Source organism: Pseudomonas sp. Root401, from assembly GCF_001425105.1.
In the GTDB taxonomy this organism is placed as follows: Bacteria; Pseudomonadota; Gammaproteobacteria; order Pseudomonadales; family Pseudomonadaceae; genus Aquipseudomonas; species Aquipseudomonas brassicacearum.
The window spans coordinates 1-24,067 of sequence record NZ_LMDO01000002.1 but is presented as its reverse complement, the minus strand read 5'-3'; the positions used below and the strand labels follow the sequence as shown (position 1 = coordinate 24,067).

Sequence of the window (24,067 nt, the reverse complement as noted above, 5' to 3'; positions counted from 1 at the left end):
CAATTAGTTTTCCAATGCCAAAGCGGCACACCACGACTCGCCACGCGAACCTTGCGGCGTCAGTTTCAGCGAACGCCCGCCGTTCTGCGCGCCAATGGTAATGGTCAGGTCGGGCTTTGGCAAAAAGCCTGCACCCTTCTGGGGCCATTCGATCAGGCACAAGGCATCATCTTCGAAATAATCGCGAATACCGAGGAATTCCAGCTCTTCAGGATCCACCAGTCGATACAGGTCGAAATGGAAGGCGCGAATGTCGCCGATCTCGTAGGGCTCGACCAGGGTGAACGTGGGGCTCTTGACGGAGCCAACGTGCCCGAGGCCGCGAATGATGCCACGGGACAGGGTGGTTTTCCCCGCGCCGAGGTCGCCCTCGAGAAAAATCAGGCCGTGGCCGGCGGTGATCTGCGCGATGCGGGCGCCAAATTGTGTCATGGCTTGTTCGTCCGCCACGTACAGGGTTACTTCAGACACGGTGAATGCTCCTCCAACAACTGACGAATGGCCGGAATCAGATCGGTGGCCGCCACTCCCCGACCCGAGCGACCGGCCTGGGCACCGGCGTTGGCATGCAGCCAGACCGCCAGGCAGGCGGCCTCGAAGCCCTCCATGCCCTGGGCCAGCAAGGCACCGACCACCCCGGCCAGCACATCCCCCAGGCCAGCCGTGGCCATGGCCGGATGGCCCTGGCTGCAAACCGCCAGGCGACCGTCCGGGCTGGCAATCAGGCTGCCGGCGCCCTTGAGGATCACCGTGGCGGTGTATTTCTGGCTCAATGCATGGGCCGCCGCCGGACGGTCGGCCTGCACCTGGGCTGTGGATAACTCCAACAATCGCGCCGCCTCGCCCGGGTGCGGGGTGATGACACACTGCTCAGGCAGGCGGACATCGCCGCTGCTCAGCAGGTTCAGCGCATCGGCATCCCATACTTGCGGCAGCGGCGCATTGGCCGCCGCCGACAACAGGCTGCGGCCCCACGCGGCCTGGCCCAGGCCCGGCCCGACCACCAGCACGCTGGCCTGCTGGAGCAAGCCCATCAATTGGTTCGCCGAATGGGTGCCTTGCACCATCACTTCCGGCAAACGCGTCAGCGCGGCGGACACATGCTCGCTGCGGGTCGCCATCGAAACCATCCCCGCACCGCACCGCAGGGCGCTTTCGGCGCTCATCTGGATCGCGCCGCCAAAGCCCCGGTCGCCACCGATCAACAGCACGTGACCGAACTTGCCTTTGTGGGACGTGGCGGCGCGAGGCGTCAGACGTGGCAGATTATGGGGTGAGAGCAATCGGGCACTGGCCGGTGCCGCGTCAACAATATCCGGATCGGCGTGCAGGTCGTTGAACACCAGCTCACCGACCCGATCCGCCGCTTCGCCGGTAAACAGGCCCAGCTTCAAGCCAATAAAGGTCACGGTCAGGTCGGCCACCACCGCCGTGCCCAGTACCCGACCGGTGTCGGCGCACAACCCCGAGGGGATATCCACCGCCGCGACCGGCAGAGCGCTGACATTGATCGTATCGATAGCCCGCACATAAGGCTCGCGCACATCACCACTCAGGCCCGTGCCGAGCAGCGCATCCAGCAACACGCCGCGCAACTCTGCCTCATCCGACCACGGTTCCATCGGCACGCCCACCGCCACCGCCTCGGCGTGGGCATTGGCGGCGTCGCCCTGCAAGCGCCGGGGTTCGCCCACCGTCAGCACCCGCACCGACCAGCCGGCGCGCCGGGCCAGGGTCGCGACCAGGTAGCCATCGCCAGCGTTATTGCCATGCCCGGCCAGCACCGTCAGCTCGTGGGCATCAGGCCAGCGCCGGACGATAGCTCGCCAAGTGGCGCGGGCGGCGCGCTGCATCAATTCGAACCCGGTGGTGCCGGCCGCGATCAGTTGTGCGTCGAGGGCCCGAACCTGCGCGGCGCTGTACAGCGCGTCGGGAAAATCATCTTTAGTGTGCGGCATGCGTCTTCGGGCTCCGATGTCTGGCAGAATTATACGCATCTCAGCTCTGGTTTCTCTCGCCTCATGCCTGCCATTCCCACAGACCTCCCCGCCCTCGCCCAATCCATCAAGGAGTGGGGCCGCGAGCTGGGCTTCCAGCAGGTCGGCATCAGCGGCCTGGACCTTGCCGAGCATGAGCAACACCTGCAACGCTGGCTTGATGCCGGCTACCACGGCGAAATGGACTACATGGGCGCCCACGGTAGCAAACGCTCGCACCCCGAGGAACTGGTGCCGGGTACGCTACGGGTGGTTTCCCTGCGCATGGACTACCTGTCGGGCGACACGCACATGGCGCAGATGCTCGGCCAACCGGAGAAAGCCTACGTCTCGCGTTATGCATTGGGCCGCGATTACCACAAATTGATCCGTAAACGTGTGCAGCAACTGGCAGAAAAAATTCAGGCGGTGATCGGTCCCTTTGGTTATCGCGCCTTCGTCGACAGCGCGCCGGTCCTGGAAAAAGCCATCGCCGAACAGGCCGGCCTGGGCTGGATCGGTAAAAACACCCTGGTATTGAACCGCAAGGCCGGCAGCTATTTTTTCCTGAGCGAGCTGTTTGTCGACCTGCCGCTGCCGGTGGACCCGCCCCATGCCAGCGAACATTGCGGAAAATGCACCGCGTGCCTGGACATCTGTCCTACGAATGCCTTCGTCGGGCCCTACGTGCTCGATGCCCGCCGCTGCATTTCCTACCTGACCATCGAGCTGAAAAGCGCCATCCCCGAAGAACTGCGGCCGTTGATCGGCAACCGGGTGTTCGGCTGCGATGACTGCCAGATCGTCTGCCCATGGAACCGCTTCGCCCGGCCGTCCGGGGAAAGCGACTTCAAGCCACGGCACAATCTGGACAATGCCGGGCTGGCCGAGCTGTTCATGTGGGACGAGGACAAATTTCTCGGCAGCACCGAAGGTTCACCGCTGCGCCGTGCCGGTTACGAGCGCTGGCTGCGCAACCTGGCGGTGGGCCTGGGTAATGCGCCGTCAACGATTCCCGTGCTGCAAGCGCTGGAGGCGCGGCGCGACTACCCCTCGGAGCTGGTGCGCGAGCACGTGGAATGGGCGCTGCGGCAACATGCCGAGCGTCAAACCTCGTCGTTGTAGACGAACTTCGGCATTTCCCAGTGAAAACGAATCGCCAGGAGCCGCAGCAGGAAACCGCCGAACAACGTGATAAGGATCGCCTGTTCGCTCGGCAGTTGCAGGAAGACGCACAGCAGATAACACCACGCCGCGGCAAACGAAACGCTGGCGTAGAGCTCCCGACGGAAGATCAGCGGAATATCGTTGCAGAAGATGTCCCGCAGAATACCGCCGAACACCCCGGTGATCACCCCGCTGACCGACGCCACCAACATGCCATGGCCCATTTCCAGGGCCGTCATGCAGCCGATCAGGGTGAACGCCACCAGCCCCGCGGCGTCGAGCACCAGGAACAATGAACGCAGATGGCGCATCCAGCGCGCCAGGAACACCGTCAACATCGCCGCCGCCGTGGTCAGCACCAGGTATTCGGGGTGCTTGACCCACGTGAGCGGGTAATGCCCGAGCAGCACGTCACGCACCGAACCGCCACCCAACGCCGTGACACAGGCGATCAGCACCACACCGAACCAGTCCATGCCCCGACGCCCGGCAGACAAGGCGCCAGTCATGGCTTCAGCGGTGATGGCGATCAGATAAAGCATCAGCAACATGATGGCGGTCCTTACGAGAAGGCGCGCAGTCTAGCCATTTCAGGCAGGCACCAAAAGAGGGCAGCTCCGACATGTCCAACACAGAACCCGTGGCGAGAAGGTTTGTGGGAGCAAGGCTTGCCCGCGATGAAGGCGATGCGGTCCTCCAGGGACCGAGTCGCCTGTTTCGCGAGCAAGCTTTGCTCCCACAAGCTTTGCTCCCACAAATCCCCGCGGCACAAGAGCGCCGCGCGCTGGAATCAGAACTTGATGAAGTGCTTACGGTAATGCTGCAACTCGGCAATGGACTCGCGGATGTCGTCCAGGGCCAGGTGGCTGCCGCCCTTCTGGAAGCTGTCGCGTACTTGCGGCGCCCAGCGGGCGGCCAGCTCCTTGAGGGTGGAGACGTCCAGGTTGCGGTAGTGGAAGTAGCTTTCCAGGGACTTCATGTGGGTGTACAGGAAGCGACGATCCTGGCAGATGCTGTTGCCGCAGATCGGCGACTTGCCCTTGGGCACCCACTGCTCCAGGAAGGCGAGGGTCTGGGCTTCGGCCTCGGCCATGCTGATCTTGCTCTCGCGCACCCGCTGGGTCAGGCCCGAGCCGCCGTGCTGGCGAGTGTTCCACTCGTCCATGCCGGCCAGGATCGCGTCGCTGTGATGGATCGCGATGACCGGGCCTTCGGCCAAGGTGTTGAGGTCGCTGTCGGTGACGATGGTGGCCATTTCGATGATGACGTCGGTGTCTGGGTTCAGACCGGTCATTTCCAGGTCGATCCAGATCAGGTTCTGCGGGTTTTGCATAGGGAAGCTCCTCGGCGTAGCCACGCAGTTTAGCCTAGGCCGCCCCTTGGGCGTGCTAAACTCGCGGCCGTTTTACCCTATTCGCTGCATTTCTTCATACGGAACACCCATGGCCAAACGCCAACTCAATCGTCGTCAGAACTGGCGCATCGAAAAGATCCAGGGCGAGCGCGCCGCCCGCGCCGCCAAACGCGAATCCAGTGCTGTCGAAGCCCTGGAGGGTGGCGACCTGGGCCCTGAACAGACAGGCCTGGTAATCGCCCACTTCGGCGTGCAGGTCGAGGTCGAGGCCCGGGAAGGCGAATTGGCCGGCCAGGTGTTCCGCTGCCACCTACGCGCCAACCTGCCGGCGCTGGTGACGGGCGACCAGGTGGTCTGGCGTGCCGGCAACCAGGGCATCGGCGTGATCGTCGCGCAATTGCCGCGCCACACCGAACTGTGCCGTCCGGACAGCCGGGGCCAGCTCAAGCCCGTGGCCGCCAACGTCGACATGATCGTCATCGTGTTCGCCCCGCTGCCCGAGCCCCACGCCAACCTGATCGACCGCTACCTGGTGGCCGCCGAACACGCAGGCATCCGTCCGCTGTTGCTGCTCAACAAATTCGACCTGATCGACGAGCACAACGCCCCGGCGCTGAACGCCCTGCTGTCGGTCTATCGCGATTTGGGTTACCCGGTGCTGGAAGTCTCGGCCCACCACGGCAACGGCATGGAGCAATTGCAACAGCAACTGGACGGGCGCATCAGTGTGTTCGTCGGCCAGTCCGGCGTCGGCAAGTCATCGCTGGTCAACAGCCTGCTGCCGGAGGTCGAGACGCGCGTCGGGCCGTTGTCCGAGCTGTCCGGCCAGGGCACCCACACCACCACCACCGCACGGCTGTTCCACTTCCCCGGCGGCGGTGAATTGATCGACTCACCGGGCATCCGCGAGTTCGGCCTGGGCCACGTCAGCCGGGCCGATGTGGAAGCCGGGTTCATCGAGTTCAACGAACTGATCGGCACCTGCCGCTTCCGCGACTGCAAGCACGACCGCGAGCCTGGCTGTGCCCTGCTCAAGGCCCTGGAAGAAGGCCGCGTGCATCAGCAACGGATGAACAGCTACCGCTCGATCATCGCCAGCTTGCCGGAAAGCAGTTACTGATTCTAAAGGGAATGTGAGTCGAGAGAATCTGTGGGAGCAAAGCTTGCTCGCGAAATAGGCACCTCGGTCGTTGAAAGACCGTATCGCCTTCATCGCGGGCAAGCCTTGCTCCCACAGGTCTGGATCGGCTCTTAGGTCACTGCGCCGGCGGTTCGGCCGGTTTCGGCGCCACGTCGTCGAACAGGTTCAAGCGCTCGCGCAACTCATGGGCCGGTACGGGTTGCTGGTCCGCCGGCAACGCGTTCGGATCGACCGCCGCGCCAGGTGTGACGGGCGAAGCAGGAGTTTCCCCCGGTGCGCCCTGGCCCTGGGCCGGATCCGGCGCCGGGTCATCGGTTTGCGAACCTTCGATCGCTTGCTGGGCCTTCTTGGTCAACACCACGATATCGATACGCCGGTTGACCGGGTTGAACGGGTCCTTGCGGTCGAACAACGCCGAAGACGCATAACCGACCACCCGCGCCACCTGTTCGTCCGGATAACTGCCGGCCACCAGGGCGCGACGTGCCGCGTTGGCGCGGTTGGCAGACAGTTCCCAGTTACCGAAATCACCTTTGCCAACGTAGGGCTTGGCATCGGTATGGCCGCTGATGCTGATCTTGTTCGGCACCGCCTTGATGGTGTCGGCCATGGCCAGCAGGATGTCTTCGAAATAAGGCTTCAGGCGCGCACTGCCCGAGTCGAACATCGGCCGGTTCTCGGCGTCCATGATCTGGATGCGCAAGCCGTTCGGCGTGATCTCGAACAGGATCTGGTCCTTGAACTTCTGCAGCTCAGGATTCTCTTCGACCTTGTTCTGCAATTCCTGCAACAACAATTCCAGGCGCTCGCGCTCGATCTGCTCGGCCATGCCTTCGACCTGCTCGGAATCCACCGTCACCTTGTCGGGCTGGGGCTGGGACTTGACCTCGGGGTTGAGGGTATTTTCCGGCGCCAGGGTCGGCGAACCGCCCAGGTCGATGATGTAGGGCGTACCGCTTTCGGAAAACCCGACCGGGTCCTTGAAGTAACCGGCGATGGCGATTTTCTGTTCCGGGGTCGCGGTGGACAGCAGCCACAGCACCAGGAAGAACGCCATCATCGCCGTTGCGAAGTCGGCGAAGGCAATTTTCCAGGCACCGCCATGGTGCCCGCCGGCAATGCGCTTGACGCGCTTGACGATGATCGGCTGGTTATTTTCCATGACCTAAGTGCTCTGCTTCACAAATACTGTTCCATTTTGACGGTGCCTGTTGCTGCCATACTGCTTTGCCGCTCCTCGCCATAGCGGGCTATGACTCGTCGCGGCGCCTTGTCTGGCAGCAACAGTCACTCGCCAAAAAAGGAACGTATTTGCAAAGCAAAGCACTAGCGACCGCGAACCGCTTGTTCCAGCTCGGCGAAGCTTGGACGGTGCGCCGGGTACAGGACCTTGCGACCGAACTCCACCGCCAGCGATGGCGGCATGCCCGAGGCCGAAGCCACCAGGGACGCCTTGATGGCTTCGTACACGTTGAGTTCTTCCTTGGCGTCGTGGGCCAGGGAGTGGGCCAAGGGGCCGAAGAAACCGTACGCGGCCAAAATACCGAAGAAGGTACCTACCAGTGCCGCACCGACGTGCAGGCCGATGGATTTCTGGTCGCCATCGCCCAGGGACGCCATGGTCACCACGATGCCCAATACCGCCGCGACGATACCGAAACCAGGCATGCCGTCGGCAATGCCGTTGACCGCGTGGGACGGGTGCTCCAGGTCTTCCTTGAGGCTGTACAGCTCCATGTCGAACAGGCCTTCGAGCTCATGGGGGGCCATGTTGCCAGACGACATGATGCGCAGATAATCACAGATGAACGCCGTCATGCGGGCGTCCTTCAGCACCGAAGGGTACTTGGCAAAAATCGGGCTGGCGGCGGCGTCTTCGATATCGCCCTCAATCGCCATCATGCCTTCGCGGCGGCTCTTGTTGAGGATCTCATAGATCAGTCCCAGCACCTCCAGGTAGAAGGTGTGGCTGAAGCGCGAGCCGAACATGCTCAAGGACTTCTTGAGCACATGCATTGTCATATAGCCGGGGTTGGCCTGCAGGAATGCACCGAGGGCCGCGCCGCCGATGATCAACACCTCGAAGGGCTGGATCAGCGCGGCAATCTTGCCATGGGAGAGTACGTATCCGCCGAGCACGCTCGCGAACACGACGATGATGCCGATAATTTTAGCCATAGATAGAAAGTACTTACTTAAGTCGGGTTCAAGGTCATATTCGGAAGCTTAAAAATCTCTTCTTCTCCTTATCGGCAAAACTGCGCCAGACTATAGGCTGTTCTGGCGAAAAGCCAATTTGCCCCGTTCCGGGCGTAGAGAATTCATACGATGATCACGTCCAACCATGACTAACGAAACGAAGGTTCCAACGCCACGACCGACCACCCTCGAAGGCTGGGTGAAGCTGCTCGATGGCGTGCACCTGCCGGTGCCTCAGGCCAGCCATGACCTGGTCTGCAAGGCCATTGCCGACAGCCGCCGCTCGTTGCGTGACATCGCCGAATTGATGCAGGACAGCCCCGCCCTGGCCCTGAGCGTCATCCGCGAGGCCAACCATCACACCCATGGCAGCCTCGCCGAACCTGCGGAAAATCTCGAAGTGGCCATCAACCGCCTCGGTCTCAAGCGTACCGAGGAACTGCTCGCTCGCCTGCCGTCGTTGCCGGGGCACGAAATCCCCATCGCCTTGCGCCAGCTGCAATTGATCAGCCAACACGCCACGCAACAGGCCAATGGCTTTTTTGCCAGCCGCCTGGCGCGGCTGTGGCAGGACATTCACTGGGGCAGCCTGTTGTTTCTCTCGCCGCTCTGGCCACTGGCCCTGACTCACCCGCGGTTACTGGGGGAGTGGGAATTGCGGGTCGTCCACAAACGCGAGCCCGCACGCAAGGTAGAGCGCGAATTGTTCGGCGTCAGCCTGCTGAAAATATGCCTGGCGCTGGTGGAGACCTGGCGCCTGCCGATCTGGGTGATGCAAGGTTATCGCCTGCTGCTCAATGAACGCCGCGAGCTGGTGCAGGTCCTGCGCATCGCCCGGGACAGCGAGCACCCGCTGCGCCAGCAGAATCGCCTGGACGACGATCCAACCCTGCGGCGCTGGCTCAATCAACCGGCCAATACCGTGTTGCTGGCCAACGGCCTGGCACTCTCAGCGCAACAGGCCTGGGACGGCCCCCACAGTGCCCGCTGGCAATACCTCACCAGTTTGTACCTGCAGATGCCGATGGATGAGGTTCAGCAACAGCTGCACCAACAAGCCGTCACCAGCGCCCGTCATGACGCCATGCCGGACCTCTGGCATCCGGCCGTGGCGTTGCTCTGGCCCTGGGGCAGCCGTCGCATCCACCCCGGCTTGCTACCGCCTCCCCCACCCAGCGCCGAGGACCTGAGCCAGTGGCGCAAGCAATGTTCCGCACTGCTGGTGGAACCGAGCCCCTTCAGCAATGCCATGCACCTGACCACCTCGGCACGGGACGTGTTGGTGGCCTGCGGCATGCGCCGGGTGATGATCCTGATGGCCGACCGCAACCAGACCAGCGTGCGTGTACACCAGACCGCCGGCCTGCCCAAGGAAGCCGCGGCCATGAGTTTTACCATCAGCCAGAGCAAAATAGTGCAACGGTTGCTGGCCCAGCAGGCCCAGGTTCGCCTGAACCCGGACAACAACGCGCAGTTTTCGGCGCTGCTGCCACCGGGCCTGCGCAACCTGTTCCGCGGGGAGCACCTGCTGCTGCGCTCGCTGACCTGCAATGGCCGGGTGATCATGCTGGTGGTGGTGGACCAGGGCGGCGGGCCGTTCTCGGACGTGACCGTGCAAGCCTTCGGCAAAACCGTGCAATGCATCGAACGGGCCCTGCATACCTTTACCAACCGCGGCCGCTGAACTTGCTACAATCTTTTCCCTTTGCGCCCCTGGAGACCTCACATGCCTGACTTCTCTGGCTTGCCGCTGGTGATCGAGCCGAGCGAGCTGCTGCCGCGCCTCGACGCCCGCGAACTGATTCTGGTGGACCTGACCAGCGCCGCCCGCTACAGCACCGGCCATATCCCTGGCGCACGCTTCGTCGACCCCAAGCGTACCCAGCTCGGTCAACCGCCGGCGCCGGGCCTGCTGCCGGCCAAAGCCGACCTCGAAGCCCTGTTCGGCGAGCTCGGGCACAACCCGGATACGGTCTACGTGGTCTATGACGATGAAGGCGGCGGCTGGGCCGGGCGGTTTATCTGGCTGCTGGACGTGATCGGCCACTCGAACTACCACTACCTCGACGGCGGCTTGCTGTCGTGGCTGGACGAAGGCCTGCCGGTGTCCATCGAAGTGCCTGCACCCGTCGCAGGCCCGGTCAGCCTGACGCTGCACGAAGCCCCCACCGCCACCCGCGAGTACCTGCAAAGCCGCCTCGGCGCAGCCGACCTGGCGATCTGGGACGCTCGCGGCCCGCTGGAATATTCCGGCGAGAAAGTCGTCGCAGCCCGAGGTGGGCACATTCCCGGCGCGGTCAATTTCGAATGGACTGCCGGCATGGACCAGGCGCGCAACCTGCGCATCCGCAAGGACATGCCGCAAATCCTCGAACGATTGGGCATCACGCCTGACAAAGAAATCATCACCCACTGCCAGACTCACCACCGCTCCGGCTTCACCTACCTGGTGGCCAAGGCGCTCGGTTATCCACGGGTCAAAGGCTATGCCGGTTCCTGGGGCGAATGGGGCAATCACCCCGACACCCCCATCGAGCTTTGAAGGTTCTTAAGGACAGTTAATGAAAAACCGTTTGTTCATCCTCACTCAATACCTGCTGCCCCACCACCTGCTCTCGCGGTTGGCCGGCTGCATTGCCGAATGCCGCGTGCGCTGGTTCAAGAACGCCTTCACTGCATGGTTTGCCAAGCGCTACCAAGTGGACATGTCCCAGGCCCTGGTAGAAGACCTGACTGCCTACGAGCACTTCAACGCCTTCTTCACCCGTGCCCTGAAAGACGGCGCACGCCCGCTGGACGACGCCCCGGGCGCGATCCTCAGCCCCGCCGACGGCGCCGTCAGCCAGCTCGGCCCGATCGAGCACGGCCGGGTATTCCAGGCCAAGGGCCACAGCTTCAGCGTGCTGGAACTGCTGGGCGGTGACGCGGCCAACGCGGCGCCGTTCATGGGCGGCGATTTCGCCACCATCTACCTCTCCCCCAAGGACTACCACCGCGTGCACATGCCGCTGGCCGGCACCCTGCGGGAGATGGTCTACATCCCCGGGCGGATTTTCTCGGTCAACCAGACCACCGCCGAAAACGTTCCGGAGCTGTTCGCCCGCAACGAGCGCGTGGCGTGCATTTTCGACACCGAACGCGGGCCGATGGCCGTGGTGCTGGTGGGCGCGATGATCGTGGCGTCCATCGAAACCGTCTGGGCCGGGCTGGTGACACCACCCAAGCGCCAGCTGAAAACCTTCCGTTATGACGAAGCCGCCCGCGCGCCGATTCATCTGGAAAAAGGCGCCGAACTGGGGCGTTTCAAGCTGGGTTCGACCGCCATCGTGCTGTTTGGGCCAGACCAGGTGAAATGGGCCGAGGGCCTGGTAGCCGGTTCGCCAGTGCAGATGGGCCAGGGCCTGGCGCTGCCGAAAGCCTGATTCACGCCCGTCCTTTGAAGCAGGCCTGCGGGAGCAGGGTTGTGGGAGCAAGGCTTGCCCGCGATGAACGATGACGCGGTCCAAAAGAAACCGCGGCGCCTGCATCGCGAGCAAGCTTTGCTCCCACAGCACACTCAGGCCAACACGCCGGCCTGTCAGCTGCTAGAGTTGGAAACAACACGTTTATTTCCCGCCGGAGCCCGTACACGGCATGAATGAGACCAGCCCTCTCCAGCTATTGCGCGTCCTGACCCCGACACAATCACGCCTGTCGTTCTGCGATGCTACGCCACGGGACCTCAAGCGCTGGATCGCCAACCTGCCCAAGGCCAACATCGGCGAAACAGCCCGCCTTTTGTACCAAGCCCTTGGCGAACTCAACCAACTGCTCACCCCCAGCGACAATCGCCTGCAACTGCTCGAGCTGCTGCGGCCCGAGGTGTATTACGTCTGCAAGCACCTGGAGCGGCACTTCCTGCAACAGGCCATCGTGCTGGATGAACGCTCGCGCAAGATCGTCAACCTGTGCCAGGCGCTGCAAACCCAGCTGGCGACGGGCTACAAACAGATCGTGGCGCGTATCGCGTCGAAATACACCAAGGACCGTGCCCGCCTGCTGAGCACCGCGCTACAACGGGCGATGCATGCCCTCAATGGCCCGCTGCTGCGTGCCTGCCAGTTGTATAGCCCAGTGCCTGAAGGGCTATGGCTCGATTTGCATCAGTTGTACCGGATCGCCTGCCTGCACCAGTTGCAACACCAGAGCGTGAGTGACGAACTGGCCAGCCAGGTTCATCAATTGAACCCCGAACAGACCTACGTCGTCGCCCTGTTGCTGGGAGCGTCACGCAGCAATCAGCTGCGCCAGAGCCAAATAGGGTGGCTGACCCAGGCGCTCGAATCCTGGAGCCAGTGGGTCAAGCTCGATCCCACCTCCAGCGCTGCCAGCCTGTTCGCGGTCGCTCCGCAGCTGGATGTCGGGCCACGCTACCGCTCCAAGTTCCGCGCCGAACAGCAGCCAACCTTACAGGGCTTCGATCCACAGCCCCTGGTGCGCGCAATCGCCACACACCTGGAACAACCTGCCGAGCACAGCCTGCCGGTACCGGGCGGCATGAGCATCGATACGTTGCATCACCTGCAAGCCGCCTGGGGCGAAGCGGCCGAACGCAGCTTCCAGCGCACCGAGGGCAACGGCACGCTGACCCTGTGCGTGGGCATGAGCGCGCTGCACTACTACCTCGGCGGCGAGCGCTCTTTCAACGAAATACTGAAAAGCCCCGGCACCCGCAAGGCCCGCTTCGAAGCCTCGCCAAGCAAGACAAACGACACCTGGGGCCAGGCCTTCGACGCCGCCCCCGCTGGCGACAGCGACCTGCTGCCCTATGAAGAAATCGAGTACCCGGTCAACCCGGCCGATGACGATGGCACCAGCTCCGACAACCAGCATCACTTCCCCACCTACGACCTGCCAATCATCAACCACAGCCCCGGCGGCTACTGCCTCGGCTGGCCCAAGGAAGTGCCGGAACAATTGCAAGCCGGGGAAATGATCGGCATTCGGGACACCAGCGACCAAGCCTGGAGCGTTGCCGTGGTGCGCTGGATCCGGCAGGTGCGCAACGGCGCCATGCAAATGGGCATCGAGCTGGTCGCACCGCATGCCCAGCCTTGCGGGCTGCAGCTGGTCCGGGAAGAAAATGAGCACGGTCACTACCTGCGCGGGCTGTTACTTCCCGAGATCAGCGCCATTGACCTCCCCCCCACCATGATCGCCCCGCGCCTGCCGTTCCAGGAGGGCCAGCGGGTGTTGATCAACACCAACGGCCAGGAACGCCGCGCCGGCCTGGACCGCCGGGTCACCAGCACTCACAGTTTCAATCAGTTTGCTTATCACCCGGAAGACTCAGCCGAGACTGGGGATGGCGACGACCAAGAGGGGAATTTTGACTCGTTGTGGAAATCGCTGTAGGCAGCCAACGCGTAACCCTTTGTGAAGAGAGAATTCTCTGTGGGAGCAAAGCTTGCTCGCGATGCTGGCACCGCGGTTCTTTTATAGACCGCGTTATCGTTTATCGCGGGCAAGCCTTGCTCCCACAGCTAGATCTCTTCGCCACAAAGATTGCGCCAGACTCAGAGCTGCCCGTCACGATCCCTGAAGCCCAACAGGTACAACACCCCATCGAGCCCCAAGGTTGAAATCGCCTGCCTGGCCGACTGCTTGACCAGCGGCTTGGCGCGGAACGCCACGCCCAGGCCCGCTATCGCCAGCATCGGCAAGTCGTTGGCGCCGTCGCCCACGGCGATGGTCTGCTCAAGGCGCAGGCCTTCTTTTTCAGCCAGTTCACGCAGCAGGTCCGCCTTGCGCTGGGCATCGACGATCGGCTCGACGGCCACGCCAGTCACCTTGCCATCCACCACTTCCAGCTCGTTGGCGAACACATAGTCGATGCCGAGTTTGGCCTGCAACTGCTTGGCGAAGTAGGTGAAGCCGCCGGACAGGATGGCGGTCTTGTAGCCCAGGCGCTTGAGTTCGGCGAACAGCGTCTCGGCGCCTTCGGTCAGGCGCAGGGAAGCGCCAATGGAATCCAGCACGCTGACGTCCAGCCCCTTGAGCAGCGCCAGGCGCTCCTTGAAGCTGGCGCGAAAATCCAATTCGCCAGCCATGGCTCGCTCGGTGATGGCCGAGACCTTGTCGCCCACGCCGGCCGCCTTGGCCAGTTCGTCGATGACTTCGGCTTCGATCAGCGTCGAGTCCATGTCGAACACCGCCAGGCGGCGGTTACGGCGGAACAGCGAATCTTCCTGGAAGGCGATGTCGACGTTCAGTTCCTGGGCCACGCTGAGGAACTCGGCACGCAACGCCTGGGGATCGGCCGGCTCGCCGCGCACCGAAAACTCGATGCAGCCCTTGCCCTTGTCGTCCGGGGTGTCCAGCGGCATGCGCCCGGACAATCGGTCGATGTGGTCGATGTTCAGGTCATATTTGGCGGTGATCGAACTGACACGCTGCAACTGCTCGGCGGTTACCTTGCGGGTCAACAGGGTAACGATGTGGCGTTTCTTGCCCTGGCCGGCCACCCAATGCCGGTAATCGTCCTCGGACACCGGAGTGAAGCGCACCTGTTGGTCGAGCTTGTAGGCGGTGAACAGGATGTCCTTGAGCACCGACTTGCCTTGTTCGGCGTCCGGGATTTCAACCAGGATGCCGAACGACAGCGTGTCGTGGATCACCGCCTGACCGATGTCGAGAATGTTCACACCACCCTGGGCCAGAACGCCGGTAATGGCCGCAGTCAGACCCGGACGGTCGCTGCCAGTGATGTTTATCAGGACGATTTCGCGCAAGGCGCACCCCCGCAGGTGGAAAAAAACCGCATTCTACCCACATTCAGTGACCATCGGGCACCGCCAGTGCTTTGCCGGTCATGGGGCTGTCGCTATACTGCGCGTCAATTTCACGGACAAAGAGCCGAGCTCAGTGAACCGGCCCACGCCAGTCAAAACCGACAACTTCTTCCTGCTGATCTTCCGTGCACTGCGTCACCGTCGTGTGCCGATTGCATTGCGCATTGCCAGCCATAACGTGATTCTGGTCGCCTTGGCCCTGGTCATCTATGCCTGCGTGATGGGTTTGCAGTTCAAGCAGGCGATGCACGAGCAGGCCGATGCCCTGGGTGAAAGCCTGACCACCCAGACCGCCACGTCCGCCACCGAGCTGCTGGTGTCCAATGACATCCTCAGCCTCAACGTGCTGCTCAACAACCTGACCAAGAACAAGCTGGTGGCCCACGCCGCCATCTACAGCGTGGACAACCGCATCCTCGCCGAGGCCGGCCAGCGTCCCAAGCCAGGCCTGCTGGGCGAGTCCGGCGGCATGTACCAGAGCAAGATCACCTTCCAGGACGTGACCGCCGGACAGCTGCGCATCAGCCTGGACATGGACCAGTTCCAGCAACCGATGACCATCAGCCTGCAAAGCATGGGTATCCTCAGCGCGATCCTGCTGGCACTGGCACTGGCCTTGAGCCTGCGCCTGGGACGGCACATCTCCACGCCGCTGTTGCAATTGCGCGTCTGGCTGCGGGACATCGACGAACATACACCGGCCACCCAGCGCCAGGACGAAATCGGCGACCTGGCCCGGCAACTGCACGCCAGCTTCGCGCCGGAGCCTGAGCCCGTGCCGGAACCTGAAGACATCGACTACGTGGACGACGATGCCGAGCCGGGCTTCGAAGTGCGTAACCTGCGCGACCCGGGCTTCGATGAAAGCCAGCCAATGCCTGCTTCCAAAGCGGCTCCACGTCACGTGGTACGCACGGTAGAGGACGAGGAAGACGACGACGCGTTCGCCGACCTGCGGGACGAATCGGTCGATGGAACACCTCAGCCGGTCACCAGGCCAGTCGCCTCGAACCTGCCCCAGCACAGTGCCGTACTGGCCGTGCAACTGGGCGCCCAGGACCAACTGCGCCGCCTGCCCCAGGCGCGCCTGAAGGAATTGCTCGAGCGCTACCGCGACTGCCTCGACCAGGCCGCATCGCTCTATCAGGGCGAACTGCACACCCTGAACGATGGCAGCACGCTGATGCTGTTCCACACCGAAGACAGCGGTGACGACTACCTGACCAACGCCATTTGCTGCGGTGAGTTGCTGCGCGCACTGGGTCATCAGTTGCAGATCGAAGTCGCCGACAGCGGTATCACCCTGCAACTGCAATTGGGCCTGACCCTGGGCGATGGCTTGTTCGGCCTGAGCCAGATCGACCTGCTGCTGACCGAAACCGCCCAGGACGCCCTGGCGCTGTCGCAACACAGCCGCAACCTGCTGTTGGTGGAACGCAAGATCAACGACGACGCCCTGATCCGCCAGCGCGCCCGTATCCGCCCCATCGCCAGCCCCGAAGGCGCGTGCTGCGTGGAACGCTTGATGGAACCTTATCCATCGATGCTGGAACGGCAACTGGCACGGATGCATGAGCGCCAGGCCTGAGTCTCAGTACTTGAAATGACGAAGCCCGCAGATGAGTGATTGTCTGCGGGCTTTTTTGTTGCCTTCGCTGGCCTCTTCGCGAGCAGGCTCGCTCCCACAGAAAGTTCTCTGTACGACCACAGACCCTCTGTGGGAGCGAGCCTGCTCGCGATAGGGCCAGGACAGACACCGGAAATCCAACTGATAGAAACAACAAAGCCCGCATCAACGCGGGCTTTGTTTTGCATCCAGTCCTGGCGTCAGAACCTGAACACTTCCATGTCCGTGCGAATTGGCAAGGCCATGGGAATCTTGTCCTTTTCCTTTTCTACCGGCTTGGCCGGGGCAGGAGCAGCCTTGCGCGGGACTTCAGCCGCAACAGGAGGCTGGTTGGCCAAAGGCTTGAGCGACACGGACAACTGTTCGGCCAGGCGTTGCAGGAGCACGCCCTGGGCCTGGACCTGTGCCGCCGTGGTGCCGGCATGTTGCTCTTGCAGATGAACGATGCGGTTCTCACGCACCTTGCCACGACGGTCGATCAATCGCCATTGGGCATCGAGCACAGCCGGCTGGGCTTTACCCGAGTCCAGGCGGGTAATCGACAGCAGCACCTGTACATCCGGGGTGAAGCCTTGGGTCGCGGGTGCCAGCACGACACGCTGGCTGTCCAGATGCCCGGCGACCTGGCGCAGCAGCAACTGATCGATGTCGGAAGACAGGCTGCCAGCCCAACGACCGTCAGTGGCGGCCTGCAGGCTGCCGTCCGGTTGGCGTTGCAATAGGGTTTCGCGTTGCAGGTAGTCGGCGATCAGGACCGGCCCCAGCAATACTGCCATGCCTGTGCTTTGCGCAGGCTGGGCCGGGGTTCCGCTGTCCAGTTGGTACAGCGACACCGGCTGGTTCATGCTGCAGCCCGCCAGGCCAAGCAGGCCGGCGAGCCACAAAATAGGGAGGCGCAGAGCAGTCATCGTTCCGTCCAGGTGGCAGCCACAAGGCTTACCACAGTGAAAAAATACTCGGTCATTATGAAGAACGCTCGGCCACGCCGGCGCTTGAAAGGGCCTATCATCCGTGAATATGCGCGCCGACTCCAGCGCGAAAGTATCGATCTGCGGCATTTAATCGCAGACCGAGCCCTCTAGCACGCCTAATTGAGGTTTTCGACGAGCAGCGCATCGACTCGCTGAAAGCCCCTTGGAAGCTTGTTGCCCCGCCGACCACGTTCACCCTTGTAATGCTCAAGATCGTCCGCCTTTAACGAAAGCGTACGCTTGCCTGCCTGTAGCACAAGCGTGGCGCCTTCCGGCAACACTGCAATATCCGTGACATATTCCTCACGACTGGCAACCCGTTCGCCGGAAATACCAATAATCTTGTTGCCCTTGCCTTTACCCAGTTGTGGCAGGTCACTGATCTTGAACACCAGCAACCGGCCTTCGGTGGTGACCGAAGCCAGCCAGTTGCTCTCCCGATCGGCCACCGGCCGCGGCGCGATCACCTTGGCGTTGTTCGGCAGGCTCAACAAGGCCTTGCCCGCCTTGTTCTTGGCTTGCAGATCCTCGCCCTTGACCACGAACCCGTAGCCCGCGTCCGATGCAATTACGTACAGTCCATCATCATCAGGCATCAGCACACATTCAAAAGTTGCACCCGGCGGCGGCGTCAAACGACCGGTCAGCGGTTCGCCCTGGCCACGAGCCGACGGCAGGGTGTGGGCCGGCACCGAATAGCTGCGCCCAGTAGAGTCGACGAACACCGCAAACTGGTTGGAACGCCCGGCCGCCAAGGCCTTGAAGCCGTCACCGGCCTTGTAGGAAAGCCCCGTCGCGTCAATATCATGACCTTTGGCGGAGCGCACCCAACCTTTTTCTGACAGGACGACAGTCACTTTCTCGTTCGGCAGCAGATCGTGCTCGCTCAGCGCCTTGGCTTCGGCACGCTCGACGATTGGCGAGCGACGGTCGTCGCCGTAGGTTTCGGCGTCCTTGAGCAGTTCGGTGCGCACCAGTTTCTTGAGCTTGGCTTCGCTGCCCAGCAGGGCTTGCAGCTTGGCCTGTTCCTTGAGGAGTTCATCCTGTTCGGCACGCAGCTTCATCTCTTCCAACCGCGCCAACTGCCGCAGGCGGGTGTCGAGGATGTAGTCGGCCTGGATTTCACTCAGGGCAAAACGGGCGATCAGGCTGGCCTTGGGATGCTCCTCGGTGCGGATGATGTGGATCACTTCATCGAGGTTGAGGTAGGCAATCAGCAAACCGTCCAACAGGTGCAGGCGACGCTCGACCTTGTCCAGGCGGAATTGCAGGCGCCGGCGCACGGTCTTGACCCGGAACTCCAGCCACTCGACCAGCAATGCCCGCAGGTTTTTCAACTGCGGCTTGCCGTCCAGGCCGATGATGTTGATGTTGACCCGGTAGCTGGACTCCAGGTCGGTGCTGGCGAACAGGTGCTGCATCAGCGCGTCGTGGTCGACCCGGCTGTTGACCGGGATGATGACGATGCGGCACGGGTTTTCGTGGTCGGATTCGTCGCGCAAGTCAGCCACTTGCGGTGCTTTCGACGGTTTTGCCTGCATCATCGCTGCAATTTGCTCCAAGACCTTGGCCCCGGAGACCTGATGCGGCAGCGCCGTGACAATGATGTCGCCGTCTTCAACGTGATACACGGCGCGCATGCGCACCGAACCGCGACCGGTCTCGTAGATTTTCAGCAGGTCGGCACGCGGGGTGATGATTTCCGCTTCGGTCGGATAGTCCGGGCCCTGGATGTGTTCGCAGAGTTGTTCCACCGTGGCCTTGGGCTCGTCCAGCAGACGCACGCACGCCGTGGCCACTTCCCGCAGGTTGTGAGGCGGCACGTCGGTGGCCATGCCCACGGCAATGCCGGTGGTGCCATTGAGGAGAATATTCGGCAAACGCGCCGGCAAAACCAGGGGTTCGTCGAGGGTCCCGTCGAAGTTCGGTCCCCAGTCCGCGGTGCCCTGGCCCAGCTCGCTGAGCAGCACTTCGGAATAGCGCGACAGCCGCGCCTCGGTGTAACGCATGGCCGCAAAGGACTTGGGATCGTCCGGCGCACCCCAGTTACCCTGCCCGTCCACCAGCGTGTAGCGATAGCTGAATGGCTGGGCCATCAGCACCATGGCTTCATAGCAGGCCGAGTCGCCGTGGGGATGGAACTTACCGAGCACGTCACCGACGGTACGCGCCGATTTCTTGTGCTTGGAATCCGCATCCAGCCCCAGCTCACTCATGGCATAGATGATCCGCCGCTGAACCGGCTTCAAACCGTCGCCGATGTGCGGCAAGGCGCGGTCCATGATCACGTACATGGAGTAATTGAGGTAGGCATTTTCGGTGAAGTCAGCCAGCGATCGGCGTTCTACGCCGTCTAAGCTGTCTGCAAGAATGTCGCTCATGCGGGCCTCATCAGTTCGTTGTCTGGCGCAGCAGCATGGTGCCGTCGCGCTGGGTAAATTCAAGTTTGTTCAGGGCGCTCATGCCCAGCAGCACTTGCGTGCCACCCAGGCCTGGCGCCACCAGGGCACGGACATCGCGCAAGACGATGTCACCCAATTGCAGCCGGTCGATGCGAGTGCGATAGCCCTCGCTCAAACCGTTGGCGGTACTCAACGTCACGCCGAAACCTTTTTCCAGCTTGAGGCGCTCGGCCAACTCCACCGGAATCGCCACGTCGGTGGCGCCGGTGTCGAGCATGAAGTCCACCGGCTGGCCGTTGATCTGGCCGCTGGCGACAAAATGCCCCTGTTGATTGCCGACCAGCTTCACCTCGATAAAACCTTCGCCTTTTTGCGAATACACCTGGGTATTGGGATTTTGCTGGCGCTGCTCCCATTGAGCAAAAAACCGCGTCGCCAGAAACAGCGCCGCGCACCAGGCCAATATCATCAACACCCGGCCAGCACGCTTGCCCGGCGGCGACTGACTCATGGCGCGGCGCTCCAGCCACCCTCGGGCGCAGCAAAGCGCCAGACGATCGGCCGCGTTTCGCCGTCGGCGCGGGCACCGTCGTTGTTGTCCAGGCCAACCCAGGCACCCTCGGCGTCCACCACCAGCGCTTCGGCCAACCCATAGGCCTGCGGGTAACGGCGATTGTCCTGCAGCGCCTCGGCGGCGAACGACCAGCACCGCTCCACTTGGGCGGTCTGCGGGTCACGCCGGCAGATCTGAAAGGCGTTGCGTTCCAGGGTAAACAGCTTGCCATTGAACAATGACAAATCAGCAAAATCCCGCGAAACCGCCTTGGCCTTGGGGAATTGCGCCGGCTGCATCTCCAGCCCCGCTTCGCTCAGCAGCACGCAATTGCCATCGCAGTCCCACACCGTTTGCTGGCGCTTGACCAACAAAAGCCCGCGACGCTCACGCTCGGCCGCCAACCACAGTTGGTCACCGGCCGGGTTGACCGCCAAGCCTTCGAATAGCGCATTGAAATGCAACAACATGCCGCTCGCGCGGGCCTGACGGATCATTGTTGGTGCAATTTTCAACCACGACGCCGGCCCCATCGGCGGCACCTGCAACACGGCGGCATGGGATTCGCTGACCACATAGCGATTGCCAGCACTGTCGCAACTGATGCCTTCGAAATCCAGCTCGCCACCACGCAGGAACGAGGCTGCCCAGGTTCGGGACTTCAAGCCCCAGGGCAAACCGCTGTCGGGAACATCCGGCACCTCGATTTCAACCACCTCGGCCTGCCAGAGCGGAGACTCGGAGGGCACGAGGCGATAGATCCGGTCATCGTCGCGATCGGATACCGTCCACATTTCGCTGCCGCACAGCGCCAAACCGGACAGATTACCGCCGCGCATGCCATCGACGGCATGCTCGGACAGCAACTTCAGTTCCGGTGCAGGCCCTGCGACCACAACCCCCGCCCACAGCAACAACGCCAGGGCGAAACCGTTGCGCATCAGGCCAGCACCTCGGCCAGGTTCCCTTTGGATTCGAGCCAGGACTTGCGATCGCCGGCACGCTTCTTCGCCAGCAGCATGTCCATCATTTCCGACGTCGCTTCGAAATCATCCAGGGTCAACTGCACCAGTCGGCGGGTGTTCGGATCCATGGTGGTTTCACGCAGTTGCGGCGGGTTCATCTCGCCCAGGCCTTTGAATCGAGTGACCTGCGGCTTGCCGCGTTTCTTCTCGGCCACCAGGCGATCGAGAATGCCGTCGCGCTCGGCTTCGTCCAGGGCGTAGTAGATTTCCTTACCCAGGTCGATGCGATACAGCGGCGGCATCGCCACATAGACGTGGCCGGCATCCACCAGCGGGCGGAAATGCTGGACGAACAAGGCGCAGAGCAACGTGGCGATGTGCAGGCCGTCGGAGTCGGCGTCGGCGAGGATGCAGATCTTGCCGTAGCGCAGTTGGCTCATGTCCTCGGCGCCCGGATCGACACCGATGGCCACGGCGATGTTATGCACTTCCTGGCTGGCCAGCACTTCGCTGCCGTCCACTTCCCAGGTGTTGAGGATCTTGCCCCGCAGCGGCAGGATCGCTTGGAACTCCTTGTCCCGCGCCTGCTTGGCCGAGCCGCCGGCGGAGTCACCTTCCACCAGGAACAGCTCGGAACGCATCGGGTCCTGCCCGGCGCAATCGGCGAGCTTGCCCGGCAATGCCGGCCCTTGGGTGATGCGCTTGCGCTCGACTTTCTTGCTGGCCTTGAGACGACGGCCGGCGTTGTTGATCGCCAGTTCTGCCAGGGCCAAACCGGTTTCCGGGTTGGCGTTGAGCCACAGGCTGAACGCATCCTTGACCACCCCGGAGACAAACGCCGCGGCTTCGCGGGACGACAGGCGCTCCTTGGTCTGGCCGGAGAATTGCGGTTCCTGCATCTTCATCGACAGCACGAAGGCGATGCGTTCCCAGACGTCTTCCGGCGCCAGCTTCACGCCACGGGGCAGCAGGTTGCGGAACTCGCAGAACTCGCGCATCGCATCGAGCAAGCCTTGACGCAGGCCGTTGACGTGGGTGCCGCCCTGGGCCGTGGGGATCAGGTTGACGTAGCTTTCCTGAACGCTTTCGCCGCCTTCGGGCAACCACAACAGCGCCCAGTCCACCGCTTCCTTGTTACCGGCCAGGCTGCCGCAGAACGGCTCGTTGGGCAGACGCTCGAAGTCGTTGACCGCGTCCACCAGGTAGGAGCGCAGGCCGTCTTCGTAATGCCACTCGACTTTCTCGCCAGTGGCCTTGTCCTCGAAACTGACCAGCAACCCCGGGCACAGCACGGCCTTGGCCTTGAGCACATGCTTGAGGCGGCTGACGGAAAACTTCGGCGAATCGAAATACTTCGGGTCCGGAGCGAAATACACGCTGGTCCCGGTGTTGCGCTTGCCGACGGTGCCGACCACTTCCAGCTCGGTGGCCTTGTAGCCGTCGGCGAAGGTCATCTGGTATTCGTTGCCGTCACGCTTGACCCGCACCCGTACCTGGGTCGACAAAGCGTTGACCACGGAAATACCCACCCCGTGCAGACCGCCGGAGAACTGGTAGTTCTTGTTGGAAAACTTGCCGCCGGCGTGGAGCTTGGTGAGGATCAGCTCGACGCCCGACACGCCCTCTTCGGGGTGAATGTCCACCGGCATGCCGCGGCCATCGTCGCTGACTTCCAGCGAGTGATCGGCGTGCAGGATGACCTGCACCGAACGGGCGTGCCCGGCCAAGGCTTCGTCGACACTGTTGTCGATGACTTCCTGGGCGAGGTGGTTCGGCCGACTGGTGTCGGTGTACATGCCGGGGCGCTTGCGCACCGGGTCGAGGCCCGAGAGGACTTCGATGGCGTCTGCGTTATAAGAGCTAGCGCTGGGAGTGGCCATGGGGTCTCGTCGTCAGTGTTCAATGAAAAAGGGGCGATGGGCTCACAGCGACGTGAAGTCGATCGCCTGGTACAAATCGGCGCCAATGCCGGCAAAACTCAACAGCGCCGGCAACTGCTGGGCAAACCCTTGGAAACTGTGGTCGCCGCCGGCCTGGATGCGCAAGGCACAGGCGCGGTAATACTGCTGGGCGTGGCGATAATCCAGCGTTTCGTCACCGGTTTGCAACCATACCTGATACCGCTGTGGATCCCGGGGCGCCGGCACTTCCAGCTCGGCCAGGGCCGTGACGTGGTCGTGGGTCAATTCCCAGGTTTCGTCGGTGTACAAATTCTTTTGCGTGCCCAGGTAACCGTCAAACATCCGATGCGGGCTGACGGCAGGGTTGATCAACAGGGCCTTGAGGCCGTGGCGCTCGGCCAAGTGAGTCGCATAGTAGCCGCCGAGCGAGCTGCCGACCAGCAGCGGGCGCCCCAGTTCTGTAATCGCCTGCTCCAACTGACCGATGGCCTGGCGGGGGTGGTGATGCAAGGCGGGCACCTGCAACTGGTCGCTCAGGCCCAGGCGTGCCATCACCTCGGTCAACTGGCTGGCCTTGGTCGACGCCGGGGCGCTGTTGAAGCCATGGATATAAAGGATCGAACCCGACATTGCCGACTCCCTGGGTGTTGGGCAAAGGCCGGAGTTTACAGGGAGATTGCGGTGGTTGGGGGGATTTGACCGTGTTATCGCCTCCCATGAATCGTCGATCACAGCACCTGTGGGAGCAAAGCTTGCTCGCGATGGCGGTCTGACAGCCGACCAGGATTTTGTTGGCTGGGTACATATCCATTGCTGCGGTAACGGCTGCTTAGGGTTCCGCCCTGACGGCGGGTCACTTTCGAAAAGCGAAAGTACGGCGTTTTTCAAGGTAGTTGTCGCGTCAACCGTTTTGCTATGCCGCTTTTTTCTCGGTCTGCTGTTCCCGATCCGGGTTTAGCAGCACCGTTCCTATCGGCTCCC

20 protein-coding genes are annotated in these 24,067 nt (G+C 62.6%); 7 read left to right on the top strand and 13 right to left on the bottom strand.

The annotated features are described in order from the left end of the window. Positions 1-3 precede the first annotated feature (3 nt). Together tsaE and ASC85_RS03235 are read right to left on the bottom strand one after the other, a co-directional pair. Positions 4-471 (bottom strand): tRNA (adenosine(37)-N6)-threonylcarbamoyltransferase complex ATPase subunit type 1 TsaE, encoded by a 468-nt coding sequence (gene tsaE / locus ASC85_RS03240; protein ID WP_003197219.1) that lies wholly within the window; start codon positions 469-471, stop codon positions 4-6. Continuing rightward, positions 459-1,958: a bifunctional ADP-dependent NAD(P)H-hydrate dehydratase/NAD(P)H-hydrate epimerase gene (locus ASC85_RS03235; RefSeq protein WP_057448256.1), complete on the bottom strand. Its 1,500-nt coding sequence runs from the start codon at positions 1,956-1,958 to the stop codon at positions 459-461. Before ASC85_RS03235 ends, tsaE begins: the two co-directional genes overlap by 13 nt. Before the next feature lie 63 nt (positions 1,959-2,021). On the opposite strand from ASC85_RS03235, the gene queG reads away from it, so the two are divergent. Continuing rightward, a complete protein-coding gene (gene queG, locus ASC85_RS03230; protein WP_057448255.1) occupies positions 2,022-3,101 on the top strand; it encodes a tRNA epoxyqueuosine(34) reductase QueG in 1,080 nt (359 codons plus the stop codon). On the opposite strand, the gene ASC85_RS03225 is transcribed toward queG, so the two are convergent. Both ASC85_RS03225 and orn read right to left on the bottom strand, forming a co-directional pair. Beyond that, a complete protein-coding gene (locus tag ASC85_RS03225; protein ID WP_177343157.1) occupies positions 3,083-3,697 on the bottom strand; it encodes a trimeric intracellular cation channel family protein in 615 nt (204 codons plus the stop codon). The two genes, queG and ASC85_RS03225, sit on opposite strands and share 19 nt — an antisense overlap. Before the next feature lie 236 nt (positions 3,698-3,933). Beyond that, entirely contained in the window at positions 3,934-4,476 is a 543-nt protein-coding gene (orn, locus tag ASC85_RS03220; RefSeq protein ID WP_057448253.1) for an oligoribonuclease, read from the bottom strand. Between the two features lie 109 nt (positions 4,477-4,585). On the opposite strand from orn, the gene rsgA reads away from it, so the two are divergent. Beyond that, positions 4,586-5,617 carry a small ribosomal subunit biogenesis GTPase RsgA gene (gene rsgA / locus ASC85_RS03215; protein ID WP_014336294.1) on the top strand — a complete coding sequence of 344 codons (1,032 nt, stop codon included), beginning with the start codon at positions 4,586-4,588 and terminating at the stop codon, positions 5,615-5,617. 136 nt (positions 5,618-5,753) lie between these two features. On the opposite strand, the gene motB is transcribed toward rsgA, so the two are convergent. Both motB and motA read right to left on the bottom strand, forming a co-directional pair. Then, entirely contained in the window at positions 5,754-6,800 is a 1,047-nt protein-coding gene (gene motB / locus ASC85_RS03210; RefSeq protein ID WP_057448252.1) for a flagellar motor protein MotB, read from the bottom strand. A gap of 164 nt (positions 6,801-6,964) precedes the next feature. Next, positions 6,965-7,816 (bottom strand): flagellar motor stator protein MotA, encoded by an 852-nt coding sequence (gene motA / locus ASC85_RS03205; RefSeq protein WP_014336292.1) that lies wholly within the window; start codon positions 7,814-7,816, stop codon positions 6,965-6,967. A gap of 166 nt (positions 7,817-7,982) precedes the next feature. Here motA and ASC85_RS03200 point away from each other — a divergent pair, with 166 nt between their 5' ends. The 4 genes from ASC85_RS03200 (at position 7,983) to ASC85_RS03185 (ending at position 13,231) form a co-directional block, all read left to right on the top strand. Beyond that, positions 7,983-9,521, top strand: a complete 1,539-nt coding sequence (locus tag ASC85_RS03200; protein WP_057448251.1) for an HDOD domain-containing protein — start codon at positions 7,983-7,985, stop codon at positions 9,519-9,521. Between the two features lie 42 nt (positions 9,522-9,563). Then, complete coding sequence (locus tag ASC85_RS03195; protein ID WP_057448250.1) at positions 9,564-10,379, top strand: rhodanese-like domain-containing protein; 816 nt, start codon at positions 9,564-9,566, stop codon at positions 10,377-10,379. Positions 10,380-10,398: 19 nt separating this feature from the next. Continuing rightward, a complete protein-coding gene (gene asd, locus ASC85_RS03190) occupies positions 10,399-11,259 on the top strand; it encodes an archaetidylserine decarboxylase (RefSeq protein ID WP_057448249.1) in 861 nt (286 codons plus the stop codon). 211 nt (positions 11,260-11,470) lie between these two features. Further along, entirely contained in the window at positions 11,471-13,231 is a 1,761-nt protein-coding gene (locus ASC85_RS03185; RefSeq protein WP_057448248.1) for a hypothetical protein, read from the top strand. A 161-nt stretch (positions 13,232-13,392) separates the two neighbouring features. Here ASC85_RS03185 and serB read toward each other — a convergent pair whose 3' ends face one another. Continuing rightward, a complete protein-coding gene (gene serB / locus ASC85_RS03180) occupies positions 13,393-14,607 on the bottom strand; it encodes a phosphoserine phosphatase SerB (RefSeq protein WP_003197189.1) in 1,215 nt (404 codons plus the stop codon). 133 nt (positions 14,608-14,740) lie between these two features. On the opposite strand from serB, the gene ASC85_RS03175 reads away from it, so the two are divergent. After that, positions 14,741-16,255: an AhpA/YtjB family protein gene (locus ASC85_RS03175; RefSeq protein ID WP_057448247.1), complete on the top strand. Its 1,515-nt coding sequence runs from the start codon at positions 14,741-14,743 to the stop codon at positions 16,253-16,255. A 239-nt stretch (positions 16,256-16,494) separates the two neighbouring features. Here ASC85_RS03175 and ASC85_RS03170 read toward each other — a convergent pair whose 3' ends face one another. From ASC85_RS03170 to ASC85_RS03145, 6 genes are all read right to left on the bottom strand, one after another. Next, the gene (locus ASC85_RS03170; RefSeq protein WP_046065562.1) at positions 16,495-17,202 is read right to left on the bottom strand and encodes a PqiC family protein; all 708 of its coding nucleotides are present in this window, start codon (positions 17,200-17,202) and stop codon (positions 16,495-16,497) included. 179 nt (positions 17,203-17,381) lie between these two features. Then, entirely contained in the window at positions 17,382-19,646 is a 2,265-nt protein-coding gene (gene parC, locus ASC85_RS03165; RefSeq protein ID WP_003197182.1) for a DNA topoisomerase IV subunit A, read from the bottom strand. Between the two features lie 10 nt (positions 19,647-19,656). Then, positions 19,657-20,178 carry a retropepsin-like aspartic protease family protein gene (locus tag ASC85_RS03160; protein ID WP_057448246.1) on the bottom strand — a complete coding sequence of 174 codons (522 nt, stop codon included), beginning with the start codon at positions 20,176-20,178 and terminating at the stop codon, positions 19,657-19,659. Beyond that, a complete protein-coding gene (locus ASC85_RS03155) occupies positions 20,175-21,161 on the bottom strand; it encodes an esterase-like activity of phytase family protein (RefSeq protein ID WP_057448245.1) in 987 nt (328 codons plus the stop codon). The genes ASC85_RS03160 and ASC85_RS03155 overlap by 4 nt, the downstream gene beginning before the upstream one ends. Continuing rightward, positions 21,161-23,065, bottom strand: coding sequence for a DNA topoisomerase IV subunit B (gene parE / locus ASC85_RS03150; RefSeq protein ID WP_057448244.1), 1,905 nt, complete (start codon positions 23,063-23,065; stop codon positions 21,161-21,163). Before parE ends, ASC85_RS03155 begins: the two co-directional genes overlap by 1 nt. A 42-nt stretch (positions 23,066-23,107) precedes the next feature. Further along, entirely contained in the window at positions 23,108-23,716 is a 609-nt protein-coding gene (locus ASC85_RS03145) for a YqiA/YcfP family alpha/beta fold hydrolase (RefSeq protein WP_057448243.1), read from the bottom strand. Between the last annotated feature and the right edge of the window lie 351 nt (positions 23,717-24,067).

Coding starts and splice junctions, on each gene's coding strand:
- ASC85_RS03235 (WP_057448256.1), bottom strand. CDS start 1,958: ATGCCGCACACTAAAGATGATTTTCCCGACGCGCTGTACAGCGCCGCG.
- queG (WP_057448255.1), top strand. CDS start 2,022: ATGCCTGCCATTCCCACAGACCTCCCCGCCCTCGCCCAATCCATCAAG.
- orn (WP_057448253.1), bottom strand. CDS start 4,476: ATGCAAAACCCGCAGAACCTGATCTGGATCGACCTGGAAATGACCGGT.
- rsgA (WP_014336294.1), top strand. CDS start 4,586: ATGGCCAAACGCCAACTCAATCGTCGTCAGAACTGGCGCATCGAAAAG.
- motB (WP_057448252.1), bottom strand. CDS start 6,800: ATGGAAAATAACCAGCCGATCATCGTCAAGCGCGTCAAGCGCATTGCC.
- motA (WP_014336292.1), bottom strand. CDS start 7,816: ATGGCTAAAATTATCGGCATCATCGTCGTGTTCGCGAGCGTGCTCGGC.
- ASC85_RS03200 (WP_057448251.1), top strand. CDS start 7,983: ATGACTAACGAAACGAAGGTTCCAACGCCACGACCGACCACCCTCGAA.
- ASC85_RS03195 (WP_057448250.1), top strand. CDS start 9,564: ATGCCTGACTTCTCTGGCTTGCCGCTGGTGATCGAGCCGAGCGAGCTG.
- asd (WP_057448249.1), top strand. CDS start 10,399: ATGAAAAACCGTTTGTTCATCCTCACTCAATACCTGCTGCCCCACCAC.
- ASC85_RS03185 (WP_057448248.1), top strand. CDS start 11,471: ATGAATGAGACCAGCCCTCTCCAGCTATTGCGCGTCCTGACCCCGACA.
- ASC85_RS03170 (WP_046065562.1), bottom strand. CDS start 17,202: ATGACTGCTCTGCGCCTCCCTATTTTGTGGCTCGCCGGCCTGCTTGGC.
- parC (WP_003197182.1), bottom strand. CDS start 19,646: ATGAGCGACATTCTTGCAGACAGCTTAGACGGCGTAGAACGCCGATCG.
- ASC85_RS03160 (WP_057448246.1), bottom strand. CDS start 20,178: ATGAGTCAGTCGCCGCCGGGCAAGCGTGCTGGCCGGGTGTTGATGATA.
- ASC85_RS03155 (WP_057448245.1), bottom strand. CDS start 21,161: ATGCGCAACGGTTTCGCCCTGGCGTTGTTGCTGTGGGCGGGGGTTGTG.
- parE (WP_057448244.1), bottom strand. CDS start 23,065: ATGGCCACTCCCAGCGCTAGCTCTTATAACGCAGACGCCATCGAAGTC.
- ASC85_RS03145 (WP_057448243.1), bottom strand. CDS start 23,716: ATGTCGGGTTCGATCCTTTATATCCATGGCTTCAACAGCGCCCCGGCG.